This is a genomic window from Dickeya zeae NCPPB 2538 (assembly GCF_000406165.1).
Taxonomy (GTDB): domain Bacteria; phylum Pseudomonadota; class Gammaproteobacteria; order Enterobacterales; family Enterobacteriaceae; genus Dickeya; species Dickeya zeae.
In genome coordinates, this window is record NZ_CM001977.1 from 1,483,067 (window position 1) to 1,504,088 (window position 21,022).

The window sequence follows — 21,022 nt, forward strand, 5'->3', positions numbered from 1 at the left end:
GGAGTTATGTATTTTTGTTACATTAACTTATCATTATAAAACAACATGTTATGTTATTTATGATTTGTTTTTTGTCGTGTTGGTAGGGGGGTGAGTAACATCCTGACAAAAAAATTTTTTGATAGTATTAGATGTGTGACTGTTTTTAATGCAATATCCATCAGAATCCTCCGTTTAATGGTAATGGAATATCAAATTCATTGTTCTACGATTAAAACCGCGGTCAAAAGGGCTATTTGATCGGCTAACTCGCATCTGTTTTGCGGGAAAGAATAAACATAATCACATGGATATGGGTGATGGGTATGGATATTGCAATTATAGGGATCTCTTGTCGTTTTCCTGATGCCAATAACTACAGCGATTTCTGGGAAAATATAATCCATCAGCGCAATTCGGTTTCTGAAATTGCTGATGTTAACCGCGATACACAGCCTGATAACCGCAGATCGTTACATTGGCCTGATGCCAGTGAAAAACGATGGGCCGCGTTTGTTAATAATGTTGAGGGTTTTGATAACCAATTCTTTGGCGTCATCCCAAAAGTCGCCGAAACGATGGATCCCCAACAACGGATCATGCTGGAACTGACCTGGTCTTGCCTGGAAGATGCGGGTATTGCGCCCTCAACCTTACGTGGGCATAAAGTCGGCGTTATTCTCGGTGTTTTCAATAACGATTATAAAGAATTACAGGAAAATACCCACGCGCCGATAGAAGCGCATCATTCCACGGGTACCGCCACATCGATTATTGCCAACCGTATTTCACACTTCTTTGGTTTTCGCGGTCCGAGTGTCGCCATTGATACGGCCTGTTCGGGCTCATTAAATGCCATTCATAATGCTATTCAGGCCATTGCCAGTGGTGATTGTGATATTGCAATCAGCGGTGGTGTTAACCTTATTTTAACTTCTACCCGGCATCAGTCTTTTGCAAAAATGGGAATGATGTCGCCTACCGGGGCCTGTCACTCTTTTGACAGCCGGGCCGATGGGTATGTCCGTGGCGAAGGCGCGGGTGTGCTGTTATTAAAGCCGCTGGATAAAGCACTGGCTGACGGTGATGTCATCCACGGCGTGATTAAAGGCAGCGCGGTTAACCATTGCGGTACCACTTACACGCTGACCTATCCCAGCGCAGAAGCCCAGGCCGATGTCATTATTGCCGCACACACGAACGCGGGCGTACCGGTTGATTCGATTGGTCTGGTGGAAGCGCATGGTACCGGAACACCCAAAGGTGACCCGATTGAATTTTCCGGGCTTACCCATGCTTTCAGTACGCTCGCCCAGCAACAAGGGGCGACGTTAAATGAGGCTTATTGCGGTGTGACATCGGTGAAGAGCAACATCGGTCACCTTGAAGCCGCGGCCGGTGTGGCCGGTATCATCAAAGTACTACTGGCGTTTAAACACCGCACGTTACCGCCATTGCGCCATTTCCAGGCGCTTAACCCCAAAATTGACACCTCCTCAACGCCCTTTTTCTTCGTCGATAAGGCCCGTGAGTGGCCGCGACTGACAGAAAACACGCCTCGCCGTGCGGGGGTGAGCTCGTTTGGCTTTGGCGGGACCAATGCTCACATCGTACTGGAAGAGGCGCCTGAGCCGGTCAACGCCGTGCATCAGGAAAACCCACCAGCGGCGGATACACCTTATTTAATTGCACTGTCTGCGAAAAGCCCGGCCGCGTTGTTGCAGCGTCAGAAAGATTTGATCGACTGGTTGCGTGAGCATGCTGACGCGTCGTTAAGCGCGGTAAGTGCAACATTGCTGCTGCGCCGTGATCACCTCGCTTATCGCTATAGCTGTGTAGGCAGTGACCGTCAGGCTATTATTCAGGCGCTGACGCAGGCAGTGGAGCAAGGCCCGGTGTCGTTGCAAGAGCATGTGGTAGATGACGCACAGGCACTGGAAAATGCCCGCATCGAGGGGGAATCTCTGTTTGATGCGTTGCGCGAAGCGGATTCGACTGCCGCGACGCCGCTGTTGCAGCAATTGGGCGCTTGTTATGTGCGAGGTGCGCAACTGGAGTGGTCCCGGTTATTTGACGGCGCGAATCCACCACACATAGCATTACCCGGTTACCCGTTTATTCATACGGCATTTTGGCTGAGTGACAGCTATCGTGCCGACGCCGCTGCCTCAGCGTTACGTGGTGCGCGTCACCGTGTCGTCAATGTTGGCAGCTCTCGCTATCAGGCCCGGTTGCAGGGCGATGAGTTTTTTATTGCCGGTCATCAGATTGGCGGCCAGACCATACTGCCGGGTGTAGTTTATCTCGAACTGGTTCGCGCCGCGTTTACCGATGCTATCGCGCTAAACGAGGCTGACGCCCTCAGTTTCTCTCAGGTGGCCTGGTTAAAACCGCTTGAGTTTCATGATGCCGCAACCGATCTGTTTATTCAGCTTGATCCGCATCAACCGGGTAAACAGTGGCTGTTCCAGGTCATCGATAACGACCAGGCTCTTTACTGTCAGGGGATGGTCGGTTTTTCCGACGCAGAACATCCGGCGTTACCTGCGGTGTCGTTGACAGACGACGCAGCGGTGCGTGATACGACAGCCAGTTATCAACTGCTTGATAGTCTGCAGATGTGTTATGGCACCGAGCTGCGCGCCATTCAACAAATCCAATTCAATGAGCATGCTTGTATTGCCCAACTGGCATTACCCGATGCTCATAGCACCGACTTTGTTATCCACCCGTCGTTAGCGGACGGTGCATTGCAGTCCGCAGTGGTCTGGGCAACGGAAAAACTGCGCGCTTCGCGTCAGGATAATCAGCAGGGGGCGCTGGTCATCCCCTTCGCACTGGAAGGGCTGGTGTTGTTACGCCCTTGCCATTCGGCTATGACCGCGACCATCACCGTGTCTGACGAGCATCTGCTTCATGATGGTGTTTTCAAGGTCGATATCCATGTTTGCGAGGCAAACCACCCTGAACGCGTGGCGCTGGTATTCCGTGGTTTAAGCCTGCGTGTGCTGGATGACACCCTCACGGCCGCTGACCGGTCGAAACCGGAACATCGGTTACCGGCGTTATCTGATGGCATCAATCTGTATCAGCCGTACTGGATTGAAAAACCGGTGTCGGCGGCGGATGAGCCGATGACGCAACTGGTGCTGGTGGGCGAAGAGCAGGATGTCGACTGGCTGGCAAACCTGCTGGCGCAGTCAGAAAACCCGCCGCAGATGCAGCGAGTTCTGCTGGCCTCAGAGCTGGACGTGAACCGTGAAGCCGCAAGTGCCTGGGTTCGCCCCGGTCATCATGATGACTTTATCGCCGCGGTCGATGCCCTGTTAGCGCAGGGGGCTACCTTTGAACGGGTGCTGTGGGCCAGTGCACCACAGGCTAACGTTGATTTTGCTACTCGTCTGAATCAGGGCCCACATAGCCTTTTTGCGCTGACGAAGGCAATGATGCGTAAAGTGAAGAAGGCCCGCTTTGTTCACTTCCATCTTGCCGACGAGAACCTGCCGGATGTCGCTGCCATCAGCGGTTTTTACCGGACGTTGCGTGTTGAAAAACCCGCGTACATCGGTCGGGTGGTGCAGTACGAGGCGGTAGCGAATGGCGAACTGGATGCGTCCACCGCTATCGCGGCGTTGATTAAAACCGAATTCAGTGATGTATCTAAAGATGCGGATGTGCGTTATCGCCAGGGTGTGCGGCTGGTGCGCCGTTTTGTCGTCGATGCACCGTCATCCGCCTCAGCTCACTCGTCATCACGCACTATCGCGGCAACGGATACGGCAAATGTGGCCGATGCGCTAAACCGGCCAGTGTCCGCGCCGACGGCTTTGCGTCAGCAGGGAACGTATCTGATCACCGGTGGACTGGGTGCGCTGGGGCTGATTTTTGCCCGTTTCCTGTGCTCACGTTACGGTGCCACCGTCTATTTGAGCGGCCGTTCGGCGCTGAATGAACAACGCCAGCAGCAGCTTGATGACCTGAATACGCTGGGTGGCAACGCCATTTATCAAGCCTGTGACATGAACGACCCCGCTAGCGTGCAAGGTCTGATTGGCGCTATTCGCACGGCCGGGCATGAGCTCAACGGTGTCATCCACTCAGCCGGTGTTATCGAAGATAACTTTATTCTGCGTAAAAGCCCGGAAGCCTTTGGGCGGGTCATCACCCCGAAAGCGATTGGCACCTGGTTGCTGGATGAGGCGACCCGCGAACTGCCGCTCGACTTTTTCGTGTTGTTCTCGTCCGTCACCGGTGTTCTGGGCAACATGGGGCAGTGTGATTACGCCTTTGGTAATGCCTTCGAAGATTATTTCGCCTTCCAGCGTAATGTTCGGCAACAGCAAGGTGAGCGCAGCGGCAAAACCCTCTCGCTGAACTGGCCGTATTGGCAGGATGGTGGCATGCGCCTGACCGAGAAAGAAGCAGGCTTCCTGAAAAGCCAGTTCGGGATTGTGCCGTTGCTGACCGAAGACGGCATCGCGATTTTCGACTATGCCCTGCAAAGTCAGGCCTCGCAGCTGGTAGTTATGCCAGGTGTGCCGGGCGAACGTGCACGGATAGACGAGGTGTTGGGCGTTGTTGAACCCACCGTGTCGCCTCAATCATTGCCGCAACAGCCTGATGCAGCAGCAGTAACCACGACGGAGGCGGCCGACCCGCACGCCTTGCAGGATGGGGTGATCCGTTATTTGTCCGAGCTGTTTGCCAGAAAACTCCAGATCCCGCCGCATTTCGAACGTCATGGCTTCTTCCGTGATTATGGTTTTGATTCGGTAGTGGTCATTGATTTGGTCAATGAGCTGAAAAAGACATTTGGCAGCGCGTTGCCGATGACGCTGTTTTTTGAATACCAAACCATGGATGAATTGAGTCGCTTCCTGCTGGAAAACTGTCAGGATGCCTGCCGTGGTTTGCAAGGGAATGCCACGTCAGCGGCGGTGGCGGTGGTACCGCCTGCGCTTCATGCCGCCGCATCCGCATCGAATAGCGTGCGTGCCGTGGCACCGGCCCCCCGTGCGGCGCAACCGACGCTAAACGAGGATGACATTGCCATCATCGGTATCGCCGGGCGTTACCCGGAAGCTCAGAACCTTGAACAGTTTTGGGCCAACCTGAGTCAGGGGCGTGACTGCGTTATCGAGATCCCCGCCGATCGCTGGGATGATCGCTGGTTCCAGCAAGGGGCGGCCACACCGGGGAAAAGCTATAGCCGTTGGGGCGGATTCCTGAGTGATGTGGAACGCTTTGATTTGCGCTATTTCAATATTTCGCCGAAAGAAACGGAAATCATGGATCCGAACGAGTGGCTGTTCCTTGAGAGCGTCACTCACGCCATTGAAGATGCCGGATACACGGCAGATAAGCTCGCGCCCGCGCACGCCGGACGGGAAAATCGCGTCGGTGTGTATGTCGGCATGATGTGGGGGGATTACCAGCTTCATGCGGTCACCAGCCCTGAACAGGAATGGACCACCTCGCATTCGTCTTACTGGTCGGTCGCGAACCGGGTATCGCATTTCTTTAATTTCTCAGGCCCGAGCATGGCGCTGGACACGGCGTGTTCCTCGTCGCTGACCGCTATCCATATCGCGTGTCAGGCGCTTCGCAGCGGCGATATCCCGGTGGCGATTGCCGGTGGCGTCAACCTGTCGCTACATCCTTATAAATATCACCTGCTATCCAATATGCATTTCCTCTCCTCGGACGGTCGCTGCCGCAGTTTTGGCGAAGGCGGCACCGGGTATGTGCCGGGTGAAGGGGTTGGTGCCGTGGTATTAAAACCGCTGTCGCGTGCACAGGCAGACGGTGATCACATCTACGGCATTATCCGCGGTACGGCGGTTAATCACGGCGGTAAAACCTCTGGCTTCACGGTGCCTAACTCGAAGCGCCAGGCAGATTTGATTGCCGAGGCGCTGGAAACCGCCAAGGTGAACCCACGCCATATCAGCTACGTCGAGGCGCACGGCACCGGCACCAAATTGGGCGATCCGATTGAAATCAGCGGCCTGAATAAAGCCTTTTCGATTGCCGGGGACAGCAGTAAATACTGCGCGATCGGTTCGGTGAAAGCCAATATTGGGCATCTGGAGGCGGCGGCGGGCATGTCGGCGCTGACCAAGGTGTTGCTGCAAATGAAGCACCAGACACTGGTGCCGTCCATCCAATCCGATGTGATTAACCCGTTTATCGATTTTCAGAGTGGGCCGTTCCGGGTTCAGCAATCGCTGGAACACTGGCAGCGCCCGGTGCTGGAAGTCACACAGCAGGACGGTCAGTCCGTGACTCGGGAAATCCCGCGTATCGCTGGTATCAGTTCGTTTGGCGCAGGTGGCAGCAACGCCCATCTGATCGTCGAGGAATACATTGCACCGCCATCAGCCAGCGTTGATACCGATAAAGGTAAACCGGCGTTAATCGTGTTGTCTGCACGTCGTGAACCAGCGTTGCAGGCGATGGCTGGGCAACTGGCCGATTTCATCGCACAACATCCGGCACTGTCGTTACAGGATATGGCCTATACGCTGCAAGTTGGGCGTGTGGCGCATGAGTATCGTCTGGCGTTTGTCGCTGAAACGGCAACCGAGGCGGTCAACCTGTTGCGCGCCTATACCCAACAGCAATTATCGGGCCTGAGCACCGGACATCGGGACAATCTACGTCAAACGAATGCACGTCAGGCAACGTCAACGCCGCCGTTGGCTGAGTGGTTAAAACAAGGGCGTCTTGGCGCGCTGGGTGAAGCCTGGGCGAACGGACATGAGGTGGACTGGAGCCAGTTGCATGCGACAACACGCCGCCAGCGTCTGTCTCTGCCCGGTTATGCCTTCCAGCGTCAGGACTGCTGGGCACCGGCATTGCCTGCCACGGCATCGCTGACTAACGCTGCGTCAGGGGTTGGCGTGCTGCACCCGCTGATTGACGCCAATATCTCCACGCTGGCCGTGCAGGCATTTCGCAAACGGCTGCGGGCAGAGGAGTTTTTCCTGAGCGATCACCGTCTTGGCGATAACCGTATTTTGCCGGGTGCCGCGTATATCGAGATGGCGCTGAGCGCCAGCGAGCTGGCGTTGCAGGGCCGGGCGTTGCCTGCCTCTGGCGAACGGCCGCTGTTGTCGCAGGTACAGAATATTCAATGGCGTCAGCCTGTTCTGGTCGACAGTGATGATATGGAGGTGGAGATCGCGCTGACTCCGTCGCAAGGGGGGCTGGATTTTGACATCTACCGTGCGGATGGCGAGCAACGTCATGTCTACGGTAGCGGCCGCTTGTGCGAAGACGCGTCTCCCCAGCCGGAACCGACTAACCTGCAACGCTTGCAGGCGAATGGTCAGGTTTACCAGCGTAACGATATTGACGCGGCGTTCCGGCAACGTGGTTTTACGCTGGGTCCGACCTTTCAGGTGATTGAATGTCTGTATGCCAATGCCGAAGAAGCGCTGGCAGAACTGAAATTTCCTGATGGCTTGTCAGCCGAGTCGGTTGTGCAGCCGTTTATCCTGCCACCGTCACTGCTGGACGGCGCACTGCGCACCGCGCTGGGTATTGGTGGCTTTAGCACCACGGCGAATACGCTGGAAGTCCCGGTCGCGCTGGCAAAACTGCAGATATTCAAGCCGATTGACGGGATTTGCTATGCCTATGCGCGTCGTGATAACGCCGTCGGTGGGGCGACGGCGAGCTACCACATCGATTTGCTCGATAGCATCGGTAATGTAGTGGTCCGGCTCACCCAATTGCAGACGCAGGCGGTGCCGCATCTGGGAATGAAATCTTCACGGGCGGTGAAAGCGACATCCAGTGCGCCGATGCGTGCCGACGTCACCCGTGCGCCTCAGCCGGTTGCGGTTGCATCGACAGTACCGGTTGCATCGCAGCAATCCTCGGGGGCAGTGTCTGCCCGTGACGCTCTGGTCAGTACGCTGATTGCTCAGGTTGTCGATGTGACCAAACTGGACATCGGTGAAGTTACCGCCAGCGGGCCGTTATCGAATTATGGTCTGGATTCGATGATGATCCTGGCGTTGAACGAGAAACTTGCCGCCGCGTTTGAGGGGCTGCCACAAACGCTGTTCTATGAATATGAAGACCTCGCCTCGCTGGCAGACTATCTGCTGGAGAATTACCCTGGGCAGGTAACGGCGTTCACGGGCGTCGTCGCGGCCGCACCACAAGCGGTGGCACCACAGATAGCATCAACAGAAGCCACTGCACCAGCCATCGCATCCGCAACAGCACCCACCCTTTCGGTGCGTGACAGCGTGCTGGATTATCTGATGGCTAATATCGTGGAGGTCACGAAGCTGGATGCCAGCGAAGTGAGACCGGCCACGCAACTGTCGGATTACGGCCTGGATTCGATGATGATTCTGGCGCTGAACGGTAAGCTGGCGGCCACCTTTGGTGAGGTGTCACAAACCCTGTTTTATGAATACCCGGACATCGACTCGCTGGCTGATTTCCTGTGTGAAAGCTACCCGGAACAGGTTGCCGCATTGCAGCCAACGACAGCGGTTGCACCGGCACCGGTGGCATTAACGCTGCCAGAAGAAAGCCGGGTGTCTGCTGCGACAGGCGATGCCGAGGGGAACGATGATACGGCCAGCCGTGGACTGTTCGACAGTCTGACGGCGGCGATCGGCACGACGGCGGCCAACCTGTCGGTACAGACGCCGCTGTGGCAATGGCCGCTCGATACCGTCAACCTGATTCGTCTGCAGCATGAACTGGACGCACGCTTTACCGGTGTGCATGCCAGCGCCGTCTACCGTTATCAGACGCTGGCGGAATGGGCTGACACGCTGCAGGTTGCACCGCAGCCAGCATCGGCACCCGCACACACCAACGGGGTATCGGCCACACCGGCACGCCCGACGTTGGCCAGTTTGTTAAACCATTCGCGTATCGATGCGCTGAAACGCCATACCTCGGGTGAAGCCGGTGCGAGCAGCGATATTGCCGTGATCGGGCTCAGTGGACGTTATCCGGGCGCTCGCAATGTCGATGAGTTCTGGGCCAATTTGACCAGCGGTGTTGATAGCGTTAGCGAAATTCCGCTGTCGCGTTGGGATTATCACCCGCACTTCTCGCCAGAGCGGGGGCCGAAGAACAAGGTGTACAGCAAATGGGGCGGATTTATCGATGATGTGGATAAGTTCGACAGCCAGTATTTCAATATTTCGCCGCGCGAAGCCGAACTGCTGGACCCACAAGAGCGACTGTTCCTGCAAACCGCCTGGGAATGTATCTCAGACGCCAGCTACTCTCGCCAGGCGCTGAGTAAGGCTCAGGTCGGCGTCTATGTCGGGGTGATGTGGTCGCATTATCAATGCATTGAAACGACGGAAAAACAGCATGAATCGGGCTGGGCGATGTCGCTGCATTCCTCGGTCGCTAACCGCGTGTCATTCTATTTCAATCTGAATGGCCCGAGCGTGGCGCTGGATACCATGTGCTCGTCCTCGCTCACGGCGCTGCATATGGCCTGTCAGGCGATCCAAAACGGCGATTGCAACATGGCGATAGCCGGTGGCATCAATCTGATTGTGCACCCGATGAAGTACTACCAACTGGGGCAGAACCAATTCCTGTCCAGCGATGGGCGTTGCCGTGCCTTCGGCGAAGGCGGTGATGGCTATGTTCCCGGTGAAGGGATGGGGGCGGTGTTGCTCAAACCGTTGCAGCAGGCAATTGCCGATGGCGACCAGATTTATGGTGTTATCAAGGCAACGGCGCTGAATCACGGCGGCAAGACCAGCGGCTTTACCGTGCCGAATCAGGCGGCGCAGAGCAACGTTATCAGTACTGCGCTGTCGCGTGCAGGCTGGGATCCTGCCAGCGTCGATTACATTGAGGCGCACGGCACCGGCACCATGCTGGGTGACCCGATTGAAATTTCCGGCCTGACCAAAGCCTTTTCACGCATCAGTGCTCAACATTACCGTGATCAACACCACGCACAGCAAGGCATCACGCCTGCGCTGTTGCCGGGGCAGTGCCGCATCGGTTCGGTGAAAAGCAATATCGGGCATCTGGAGTCTGCCGCCGGTATCGCCGGGTTGACCAAAATCCTGCTGCAGCTGCGTCACCGTCAGATAGTACCGTCGCTGCATTCATACACGCTGAATGAAAAAATTAACTTTGCCGCGTCGCCATTTCGCGTGGTGCAGTCGCTCGAACCGTGGGATGCCGCAAGTGATCACCCGCGCCGTGCTGGCCTGAGCGCCTTCGGGGCAGGTGGCTCCAACGCCCACGTGTTGATAGAAGAAGCACCGACGCGGGCTTCGGCCTACCTGCAACCGGGTGAACCACGGCTGTTTGTGCTCTCGGCAGATAGCGACGCGCGTTTAGCGCTGTATGTCGAGCGGATGGTGCACTTCCTGCGCCAGGCGGTACGTGAACCACACACCGCGCCGGATTTTGACTCGCTGGCCTTCTCTTCACTGGTCGGTCGCGATGCCATGACGGAACGTCTGGCCGTGGTGGCGAGCAGTCTGGACGACCTGCTGAACCAGCTTGAGCAGTACCAGCGCGACGGCGCGGCGAAGCAACTGTTCCGCGGACATCTTGCGGGCGGTGGCGAGCGTCTGGATACCATTCTTGAAGGCAAACAGCTTGATGAGCTGATCACTAGTCTGGTGCAGGAACGCCAACTGCTGCGTTTAGGGCGGTTGTGGACCACGATGCTGGATGTGAACTGGCAGCAGTTTGCACCGTCACTTTTTACTACCAAGGGAATGACCACCAGCGGAAGCACCACCAGCACAACGGCAGGATCGGTGCGTCGGGTGTCGTTCCCGCCGCTACCGCTGATGCTGCGTAGCCACTGGCTGGCGCTGCCGTCGACTCAGGACGCTTCACACCGTGCGACATCGCTGCATCCGTTGATCGATCAGAATATTTCAACGCTGGCGCAGCAGAAATTTACCAAGCAACTGACCGGGCAAGAGCGTTACCTGCGTGACCATGTGGTCGGTAGCCGTGACGCGCGGATGATTTTACCCGGCTCGGCCTACATCGAAATGCTCCATGCGGCCGGTCAACTGGCGATGGAAAGCGACTGGACGGTAGCGGCAATCCGCAACCTGATGTGGATGAACGCGCTTGAGGTGGACAGCGAGCCGGTGGAGGTGGAGATCGCACTGGCGCATACCGGCGACGACAACGTACAGGTCGCTGTGCGTAACCGCCATACCGATGTGCTCTCGCTGGAGGCCGAACTGGTCTACCGCCCGCAAGCGGAACAGCCGGAAGAGGAGTGGATCGATCTTGAAGCCTTGCGTAACAGCGGTAAACACGAAAGCGATCAGGCTGCTATCTATGCCGATTTTGCTCGCATGGGCTTCGCGTATGGCCCGAGCTATCAGGTGACCCGTGAGCGCTATCGCTTCGCGGACGCCGCGCTGAGCCACCTGTGCCTGCCGGAGGGCGTGCATGCCGATGCGTTTTATCTGCACCCGTCACTGTTGGATGGGGCACTGCGTACCTGTCTGGCGGTCGGGCTGGAGCAGGTGGAATACGCCACGCCTATCGTGCCGTTCTCGCTGGGGGAACTGGAGTTCCGCCATCCGCTCGGTACGGAGTGCTATGCCTATGTGACACCAGCCCAGTCGCAAGCCGGGGGTCAGCAGGTGGGCAGCACCATTCAGAAACACGATATTACGTTGCTGGATGCCACCGGTCGGGTGCTGGCGCGGCTGCGTGATTTCGCCGCCCGCAGACTGGAGCAGGATGCCCGTTCGGCACAGCCTTCGGCATCGCAAGACGTACAGTACTATGCCTACGAATGGCAGGCATCACCGTTACCGGCGGTCGTTTCTGATGCGTCAACGCGTACCGCGACGACGCGGGTGTTGGTGCTCAGCGATAACGAGAGCCTGGCTGAAGCGCTGCGTGCACGCTATGGCGATGACGCCAGCCTCATCACCGCGACAGCGGCCAGCGCGTTCGCCCAGCATGATAGCCACCGCTTTAGCGTTGATACCCAATCGGCCTCCAGCATGCGGGCGTTGTGTGAGCAGTTGGCCGAACAGCAGCTGTGGCCGACCCACATCGTGCAGGCGATTGGCACCGATAACCATTTTGATGATGTCACCGCCATTGGCAACGCATCGCCATTGCATGCGCCATTACAGTCGTTACGGCACCTGTTTGTGGCGCTGGAAACGGTCAATCCGGGGCAAGCGCTGCGCTGCGTCAACGTCTATACCGCGTCTGATGACCAGGTGGAACCGCACCAGGAGGCGGTCAGCGGGTACGCCCGTTCATTGCTGACCATCAACCATCGTTTCGAGCTGTTCACGCTGCGTAGCGATGCGAATGACGCCGCGTCGCTGGCCGATGCGGTGTATCAGGAATTCGTGCAACGTCCGCAGGCGCTTGCCGGGCTTGAAGTGGCCTATCGGCAGGGTGTTCGCTATCAGCGTCAGGCTGGCGCAATCACGCCGCCGCCAGCCGATGGTCAGGGCAGCCAGCCGCAATTGCGCTTCGTCCAGCATGGTCACTATGTGATAACCGGTGGCGCGGGCAAGCTGGGATTGTTGATGGCGCAGTATCTGGCATCCCGCTATCAGGCTCGTCTCGTGCTGAGCGGCCGTTCGGCCAGGCCCAGTGAGGCGGTCATGCAGCAACTGGCCGCGATGCGTGAGCTGGGGGCTGAAGTCTGTTACGTCGCAGCCGATGTGGCGCAGGACGGGCAGGCCGACGCCTTGATTGCGCAGGCTAAAGCGGCGTTCGGTGCACTCGATGGTGTGCTGCACTGCGCCGGTGTTGCCAGTGCCACACCGATGACTGAGCTGTCGGATGACGAGTTTGATGCGCTGATCGGACCGAAAGTTGACGGTCTGGTGGCCCTTGACCGTGCTACCGCACAAGAACCACTCGCTGTCTTTATCAACTTCTCCTCCGTTTCTGCGGTGCTGGGTGATCTGGGGTCTGGCGCGTATGCCGCCGGTAACCGCTTTATGGATAGCCATGCGCTATGGCGTACCCAGCAGGTGAAAAAGGGACAACGCAGCGGTCAGACGCTCTCTGTCAACTGGCCATTGTGGGCCAGCGGGCAGATGAACATAGAACAAGATGATGCCAGTCTGTTCGAGTTTTCAGGGATGGCGGCGTTAGGCCAGGAGGCCGGTATTATCGCGCTCGAACGCGCACTGCTTGAACAACGCCCGGAACTGCTGGTCGCGGTTGGCGATCGCAACAAGGTTGCCCGTTCATTGCGCATTCAGGTTGAGGAAACCGTGCAGCCCGCACCGTCAATCGCTGTGCCGACGCTGACACAGGCACCGCGTCCGCAACCGACAGCGGCGATAGCAATACCGGAGATAGCAACACCGGCTGGCGACAGTGCGTATGCACGTAGCGAGAGCGCGCTCAAAGAGAGGATTTCAGCCATCACCAAGCTGCCTGCCAGCGATATCGCGGTGGATGCCACCTTTGAACAGCTCGGGATGGATTCCGTCATGCTGATGGAACTGCGTGCAGTGCTGGAAAAAGAGTACGACGGGCTGCCAAAAACCGCGCCGTTTGAGTACAACACCACCGCGAAGCTGGCGGGATACCTGTGCGAGCGTTATGGCGCGACACCGGTGGTTCACACCCCAGAGGCCGCACCGCAGCGTACAGAGACAATCAGCCACCATCACGCCAGTGCACCTGTTGCACCGCCTGTCAAACGGACGGTACCTGCTGCGGCTACGGATGCGTTGCGCTCACGAGCGATGCGGGCACCGATGCGTTCATCGCTGTCGTCAACGGCCAGCATGCAGGCCGATAGTGACGCGGTAGCGATTATTGGTATGGCGGGTGAGTTCCCTGGTGCGGCGAGTCTGGCTGATTTCTGGGCCGACATTCAGGCGGGCAAAGAGAGCCTGAGTGCCATTCCGGATGCGCGCTGGACGCTCCCTGCGGAAGATAACGGCAACCCGCGTTATGTGAATCGCGGCGGCTTCCTCAGCAACGTGAACGTCTTTGATCCAGAGATGTTCCGTATGAGCGGTGAAGAAGCCAGTCGCCTCGATCCACAAGTGCGTGTGTTACTGCGTAGTGCCTGGCACGCGCTGGAGAATGCCGGTTATACCCCGGCGGCGCTCAGCGATCAGCAGGTGGGCGTCTATGTCGGGGCAATGAACGAAGACTTCACCTGGGTGATGGCAGAGATTTATGCCCGCACAGGCCGTTACCCCGGTGCCGGTTCGGTCGTCAGTGAGCTGGCGAATCGCATCTCGTTTTTGATGAACCTGCGTGGCCCGAGTTTCAGCATCGCCACCACCTGTGCGTCATCGCTGACAAGCGTACATATCGCCCGTAAAGCCATCCTCGGTGGGGAGTGCGATATGGCGCTGGCAGGCGGCGTCAACCTGAGTCTACACCCCAGCAAATACATGCTGTTGCAGGAGATGAAGGTGTTGTCTGCCGACGGCAAGGAGCACACCTTCGATGAACGGGCCAACGGCCTGATTCCGAGCGAAGGCAGCGGCATCGTGGTGCTTAAACGTCTGAGCCGTGCGCTGGCCGATGGCGATCACATCTACGGTGTGTTGCGTGGCTCCAGCATTGGGCATGCCGGTACCGGTGCAGGGCAATACCTGCCGAACCTGACGGTAATGGAAGAAACCGCCGTGCGGGCTATCAACGAAGCACGTATCGATGTTAACGAACTGACTTACATCGAAAGCCACGGTGCGGCGACGGAACTGGGCGACCCGATTGAGCTGAAGGCGCTGTCTAACGCGTTACGTCGCCAGACTCAGGCGCAACATTTCTGTGCGCTGGGTACCAAAGCCAACCTGGGGCATATGGAAGCGGCATCGGGCATCTGCTCGTTGATTAAGGTGCTGCTGAGCATGCAACACGGGCGTGTGTCACCGTGCGTCAACCTGCAGCGCATCAACACCTCGTTTGAGCATGAAACATCCGCTTTTGTGTTCCCGCGTGAGGCGCAGGAATGGCAGACCAACGCCAGAGGTTCTCGTCTGGCCGGGATTAACGCCTATGGCATGGGCGGTTCGACCGCCTTTGTCGTGGTGGAGTCGGCCGATGCGCTGGTCAGACCGCACGCACACCAACGGGCGAGCAGAGAAGAAAACGCGCCTGCCCACACACAAATAGTGGTGCTGTCGGCTCAGCAGGCGGAGCGTGTCGTCGCCTATGCCAGTGAACTGCGTGACTTTATCCAGCAGCAACAGCAACAAGGGCGTGTGCTTTCGCTCGCGGACCTGGCCTACACCAGCCAGACGGGGCGCGTCATGCTGGATCACCGTTTGGCTATCGTCGCAACCAGTCAGGAGGACTTGCTGGCGAAACTGGAGGGCTTTATTGCCGAACCGGGTGCCGACCATAGCCGCCGGGAGACCTACAGCGGCAACGTCCACGACAGCAAAGAAGTGTCACAACTCATCGCTGGCGAGGCCGGTAAGCACTTTGTCCGCGAACTGGTGCAAAACCGGCAGTTTGCCAACGTTGCCACGCTGTGGATTCGCGGCTGCGATATCGACTGGAGCCTGCTGCACGACGGCGAGCCTCGTCAGCGTGTGCCGTTCCCCGGCTACCCGTTTGCCAGCCAGCCTTGCGACCTGTACGCCGCGTTGCGCCTTGATGCCCCAGTGCGACAAACACCACGGCAGGAGACCGCCGCGCTGGACGCTGAGGCGACAGTCTCGCCGGTTGTGCCGCAGGCATGGTTTGCGTATGCCGTGCCAGTGGACAACACCTCAACCCAGGATGACGCGTCATTGCAGGCGTTCTGGCGTGGGCTGTTGCAGGCCGACGAGGACGTAGGCTCGCTGACAGCATCAGCCTTGCTCGGTGACGCCGCCGTACTGGATGACGACGCGGAGCAGCCACTCCTGTCAGCCGAGCTGCACATCGATCCTGACACCGTGGTGGCGATGCAGACCTGCACGCAACGTCAGGAAATTGCGGTGGAAACGTTATTAACCGCCGGTTGGGCACTGCTCATCAATCGCCATGCGCGGGTCAAACAGGCGCAGTTTGGTCTGATTCGACACCTTGAGAGCGATGAACCCCGCCTGATTCCTACCCGCATTCAGGTGGTGGGACGTCATAAGACCGCCGCCTGGCTCAAGGGTGTTGAAAAACAACTGGGTCAATGTCTTGAACATGGCGGTGCCACGTCAGAACAACTGACTCAGTGGGGCGGTGATGTGGCGTTGTTCGACAGTACGGTGGCGTTGCTGACGGACGATGTCGCGGTGAACCCGGCGGTCTCTGCGTTGTTTGCGACACACCCGTCACTGCGTCTGGCGCTGTTGGTGCGCCTTGAGGGGAACGGTGTGCATGTGCGTCTGGTATGCCGGGGTATGGATATCCAGGAGACGCAGCTTAATCACCTGCTTGAACAGTTCGTGCTGCTGCTGGATGGCGCTGCCCTCCATCCAGATAAAAATCCGGCCGCATTGCCGATGCGCAGCAAAGGGGAAGGGCGTAAGGCCTTTTTGAAAACGCTTGAGAAACTTAACCAGCAAGATCAAACACCATGAAAATACTGATCACCGGAGCAAACGGATTTGTCGGGCTCAACGTGGTAAAAGCGCTGCTGGCGGCCAACCATCAGGTCACAGCGTATGTGCGCGCGTCTTCCAATGTGAGCTTTCTGGAGCCTTTCGGCGTCACCCTGGTGCGTGGCGAATTGCATGACGGTCAGCGCCTGCGCGCTGCGATGGAAGGGCATGATGGGGTTATCCATACGGCGGGCAATACCAGCAGTAATCCACGCGACTGGCCGCTGCTGGCGGCGGTGAATGTGGAAGGCACGCGCGCCGTGATTGACGCGGCGCTGGCCTGCGCGATACCTCGTCTGGTTTATACCAGTACCAGCTCGACGATAGGGGCGCATAACGATCCTGCGGCACAAGCCACCGAAGACACTGCGCTGTCGGGTTTTCGTGCCAAAAACCCCTATGCCCAAAGCAAATTGCAGGCAGAAGAGCTGGTGTATCGCGCCTGCGATCGCGGCTTGTCCGCCGTCATCCTTAATCCGGCAGAGGTGCTGGGTGAGTATGACTATTCCATGCAGTGGGGGCGTATGGTGCTGGCGGTTGCCTATAACCAGTTACCGTTCCTGCCTCCCGGCGGTGCCAGCTTTTGCGGCGCAGGCGATGTTGGCGAGGCGCACGTCAGCGCCTTAACCAACGGTAAGGTTGGCGAGCGCTATCTGATTGCCGGGGCCAATACGCGCTATAGCGAACTGATTAACACGATTGAAGCGGTCGTGCCCTGTAAAGCCGACCGGCCTCAAACCCCTTATTCATCTGTCTATCTGAAAACGTGGCTTCAGGAAAAACTGCCTTGGCTGGTACGCGGCGAACCGGTGGTGGATGCCTACCGCCTGCGTGTTTTCGGTGGCGTTTATTACTTTAGCAGTGCAAAAGCGGAGCGTGAGTTGGGCTATCGGCCCTCTCCCTTAAGCCAGATGGTGGATGAGTGTGTGTCCTGGTATCGGGTCAACGGCTTTATTGCGTCTTAGCAGGCGGAGTCATTCTCTGAAAGAGAATAAATCATCAAGGAGGTTTTTATAATGGATTTTCATGATCTGATCGAACTTGAACGTAAGCCCTTCAAAGAGCGTGTAAAATTACGCTATGGCACCTATTTAAAAGAACTCGAAAAAGGGTTTATGTTCAGCCGCCAGGGGATGGGGCCTGTCGATGCACAGATGCAATACAAAGATCTGTACAGCGATGACTTCAGAAGCGTTCTGGTGTTTGGCTCGAATAGCTACCTGGGGCTGGCGAATCACCCTTACGTCAAAAGTAAGGTGATGGAAGCCGTAGAAAAATACGGCATTGGCACCGGTGGATCACCGGCGTTTTCCGGTTACACCAAGCAGCATCGTGATCTGGAGTTGCGTCTGGCGGCGTTAGCGGGCCACGAAGATGCGGTGCTGCTGCCAAGCGGTTATATGGCGAACCTGTGCTGGGTGAATGGGCTGATGAACCGTAACGATATCATCATCTATGACCAGAACAGCCACGCCAGCGTTATCAACGCGGTCAAAATGACTAACGTGCCGTTCTTTACCTTCGACCCGGAACGTCTGGATGACTTTGAAGCGATGCTGCCTAAAATTCGGGCACGCTCCAAACCGAATACCCAGATTTTCTCCACCGTGGAAGGTGTGCGTTCTACCGACGGTTCGATCATCGACCTGAAGCGTTACATCGATATCTGCCGCAAGCATGACATCATCATCATTCTCGATGACGCGCATGGCCTGGGCACCATGGGGCCGACCGGTAAAGGCACGCTTGAGCATCTGGATTTGTTGGGTCAGGTTGACTTGCGTATGTCCACCTGTAGCAAATCGTTGGGCGCGCAAGGGGCGTTTATTTCCGGTAGCCGCGAGCACATCTTTATGCTGCGCAACTTCTCTTACCCCTACTTGTTCACCTCTGGGTTAGCTCAGCCGACGATTGCGGCGATTTCCGCAGCGCTGGATGTGATGGAGCGTGAGCCTGAGCGTATCGCCCGTCTGCACGACAATGTGCGTTACATGCAAGACCAACTGGAAGCGAAGGGGTTCAACATCCTGCGCGGCGAGTCGGGCATTATTCCCATTTTCTTTAGCAAGCTCTCTGTGGTGGGCAACATCAATCGCCGCATTTTCGAGCGCGGCGTGTTTGCCAACATCATGGAATACCCCATGGTTCCCCCCGATAAAGAACGTCTGCGTATCTCGGTCATGTCGACCCACACCCGTGAAGAGATCGATCAGGTCGTTGAGATTATCACTGAGGTTGCGCGCGAGTTTGACGCGCTCTAACGGACTGGATGTAAGGAGAGAAGAAATGGACGCTCAGAAAGACGTTCTCGCGGTGGTGCTCGGCATCATTAATGGCATCAAAAACACCGGGTTTACACCCGATGTGGTGGAGCTGGATGCCTTTATTGGCGGTGAGCTCGGGGTGGATTCGGTTGAGATGTTGGAGTCGTGGTACGAGATAGAAAAGCGGCTCAACATCAAGGTCAATGACGGCGATAAGCGCGGTATTTACACGCTCGGCGACCTGGTCAGCACGATTGAAGCTCATCTACCGGAAGACGCGCTCAAGTCTTGATCCCGCGGATGGCAGGTGAGAGCAGCAAGCAACGTTAAGTGACAATACTGGGGAACAGTAATAGGGGATTTATGCCTTCTTCAATTTGGGTATTTCCTGGTCAGGGATCGCAGCAGAAAGGGATGGGGAGTGCGCTGTTTGAGCGTTTCCCCGAGCGTGTTCGGGAGGCCGACGAGGTGCTCGGTTTCTCGATTCGTGATCTGTGTCTTAGCGATCCTCAGGGCGTACTGGGTGAAACGGAATTCACCCAACCGGCGTTGTTTGTTGTCTCAGCGCTCGGCGTTCTGGCTAATCGGCAAGACGGCGCAGACGCGCCGGATTGCTACGCCGGTCATAGTCTGGGTGAGTTCGCTGCGCTATTTGCGGCAGGGGCGTTTGACTTTGCCACCGGCGTTGCACTAGTCAGAGAGCGCGGCTTGCTGATGTCGAAAGCGCCACGTGGGGCGATGGCGGCGATTTTGGGTATCGATCTGAATCAGGTGATGGCGCTGCTGGCGTCGTCACCGTTCAGCGGTATCGATATCGCCAATATCAACTGCGCGCAGCAAATCGTTATTTCCGGGTTGTATGATGACATCGTTGCCTGTGAGTCGCTGTTTACCTCAGCCGGGGCGCGTTACATCAAGCTGAATGTGAGTGCGGCGTTCCATTCCCGCTATATGCGTGACATTGAAACCCAATTCGCGCAATTCGCTGGCCGTTTTACCTTCAACCCGCTCAAGGCGCGGGTGATTTCCAACTACACCGCGCACGACTACCCCACGTCGGATTACCTCGAACTGCTGACGCGCCAGATAAGCCACCCTGTGCGCTGGTACGAAAGTATGTCTCGGTTACTGGCATCCGGTGAGGTCAGGCAACAGGAAATCGGGCCGGGGCAAGTGCTCACCGGGTTGTTTGCGAAAATCAAAGCACAACCGATGGCGCTTGATGACACGAACGCCCCCGCAGCGCAACCCACTCGCCACTCACCGGCGTCAGATGCCACTGGCTCTGGGGTGGTGTTTATGTTCGGCGGGCAGGGCTCGCAGTATTACGGCATGGGTCAGGAGTTGTATCGCCGTAATGACGCGTTCCGCCGTCAGATGGATCGCTGCGACGCGCTGTGCCGTAAACACACCGGCTACAGTCTGGTGGAAACACTGTATGACGATACCCGTCGTCAACTGCCGCTCTCGGATGTGGCGTTGTCGAATGTGGCGTTGCTGAGTGTCGGGGTTAGCCTGACCCACATGTTCAACGCCGAAGGCATCAAACCCGACGCCGTACTGGGATACAGCCTGGGTGAGTGTATCGCCGCTGTCGTCGCGGGCGTACTGACGCTGGATGACGCCATGAAGCTGGTGGTGTCGCAGGCGCACATGCTGCATGAGAAAACGGCTGGCGGCGGCATGATGAGCGTGCTGGCGCCGGTGTCGCACTTTCATAGCAACCCCGCGCTGTATCAGGGGACTGAGCTTGCCAGCATTAACTTCCAGAATAACTTTGTGGTCAGCGGTGACAAGGCCAGCCTGTCGGCACTTAAAACGCGTCTGACGCAACAGGACGTGATTTCGATGTTGCTGCCGGTTGAGCAACCGTTCCACTCGTCCGGCATTGCCGCCATCGAGACGGAGTTCCGCGCACTGGTTGATACCCTGGCGAAAAACACACCGCAAGTGACGGTGTACTCCTCCCTGTTGGGCACCTCGGTTGAACGGTGGGACAGCGAGTATTTCTGGCGTGTGTTGCGCGAACCTGTCGACTTTTACCGCCTGATGCAATCGCTGAAGGTGAAAGACGGCACATTCTTTGTCGATCTCAGCCCGACCGGCACCTTGTCGACGTTCATTAAATACGGTTTTGCCGGGCGTTTTCAGCACGGCGCAGCCATCAATCAATTCGGCAGGAACGCCGAAAGCGTATCCAACTTACTGAGTACGTTAAAAAATAATTCTATAAAAGTTGTCACAGAGGGAGCGTAA

5 protein-coding genes are annotated in these 21,022 nt (G+C 57.2%); all 5 read left to right on the forward strand.

Features of this window, described 5'->3' with window-relative positions; translation table 11 throughout:
- Positions 1–305: 305 nt before the first annotated feature.
- The 5 genes from DZE2538_RS06625 (at position 306) to fabD (ending at position 21,022) form a co-directional block, all read left to right on the forward strand.
- Positions 306–16,481, forward strand: a complete 16,176-nt coding sequence (locus tag DZE2538_RS06625) for an SDR family NAD(P)-dependent oxidoreductase (protein WP_236617004.1) — start codon at positions 306–308, stop codon at positions 16,479–16,481.
- Positions 16,478–17,467, forward strand: a complete 990-nt coding sequence (locus tag DZE2538_RS06630) for an NAD-dependent epimerase/dehydratase family protein (RefSeq protein WP_038915908.1) — start codon at positions 16,478–16,480, stop codon at positions 17,465–17,467. The genes DZE2538_RS06625 and DZE2538_RS06630 overlap by 4 nt, the downstream gene beginning before the upstream one ends.
- 51 nt (positions 17,468–17,518) lie before the next feature.
- Positions 17,519–18,763: an aminotransferase class I/II-fold pyridoxal phosphate-dependent enzyme gene (locus tag DZE2538_RS06635; RefSeq protein ID WP_012884076.1), complete on the forward strand. Its 1,245-nt coding sequence runs from the start codon at positions 17,519–17,521 to the stop codon at positions 18,761–18,763.
- A gap of 25 nt (positions 18,764–18,788) precedes the next feature.
- Complete coding sequence (locus DZE2538_RS06640; RefSeq protein ID WP_038915909.1) at positions 18,789–19,058, forward strand: acyl carrier protein; 270 nt, start codon at positions 18,789–18,791, stop codon at positions 19,056–19,058.
- A gap of 71 nt (positions 19,059–19,129) precedes the next feature.
- A complete protein-coding gene (gene fabD / locus DZE2538_RS06645) occupies positions 19,130–21,022 on the forward strand; it encodes an ACP S-malonyltransferase (protein WP_071603568.1) in 1,893 nt (630 codons plus the stop codon).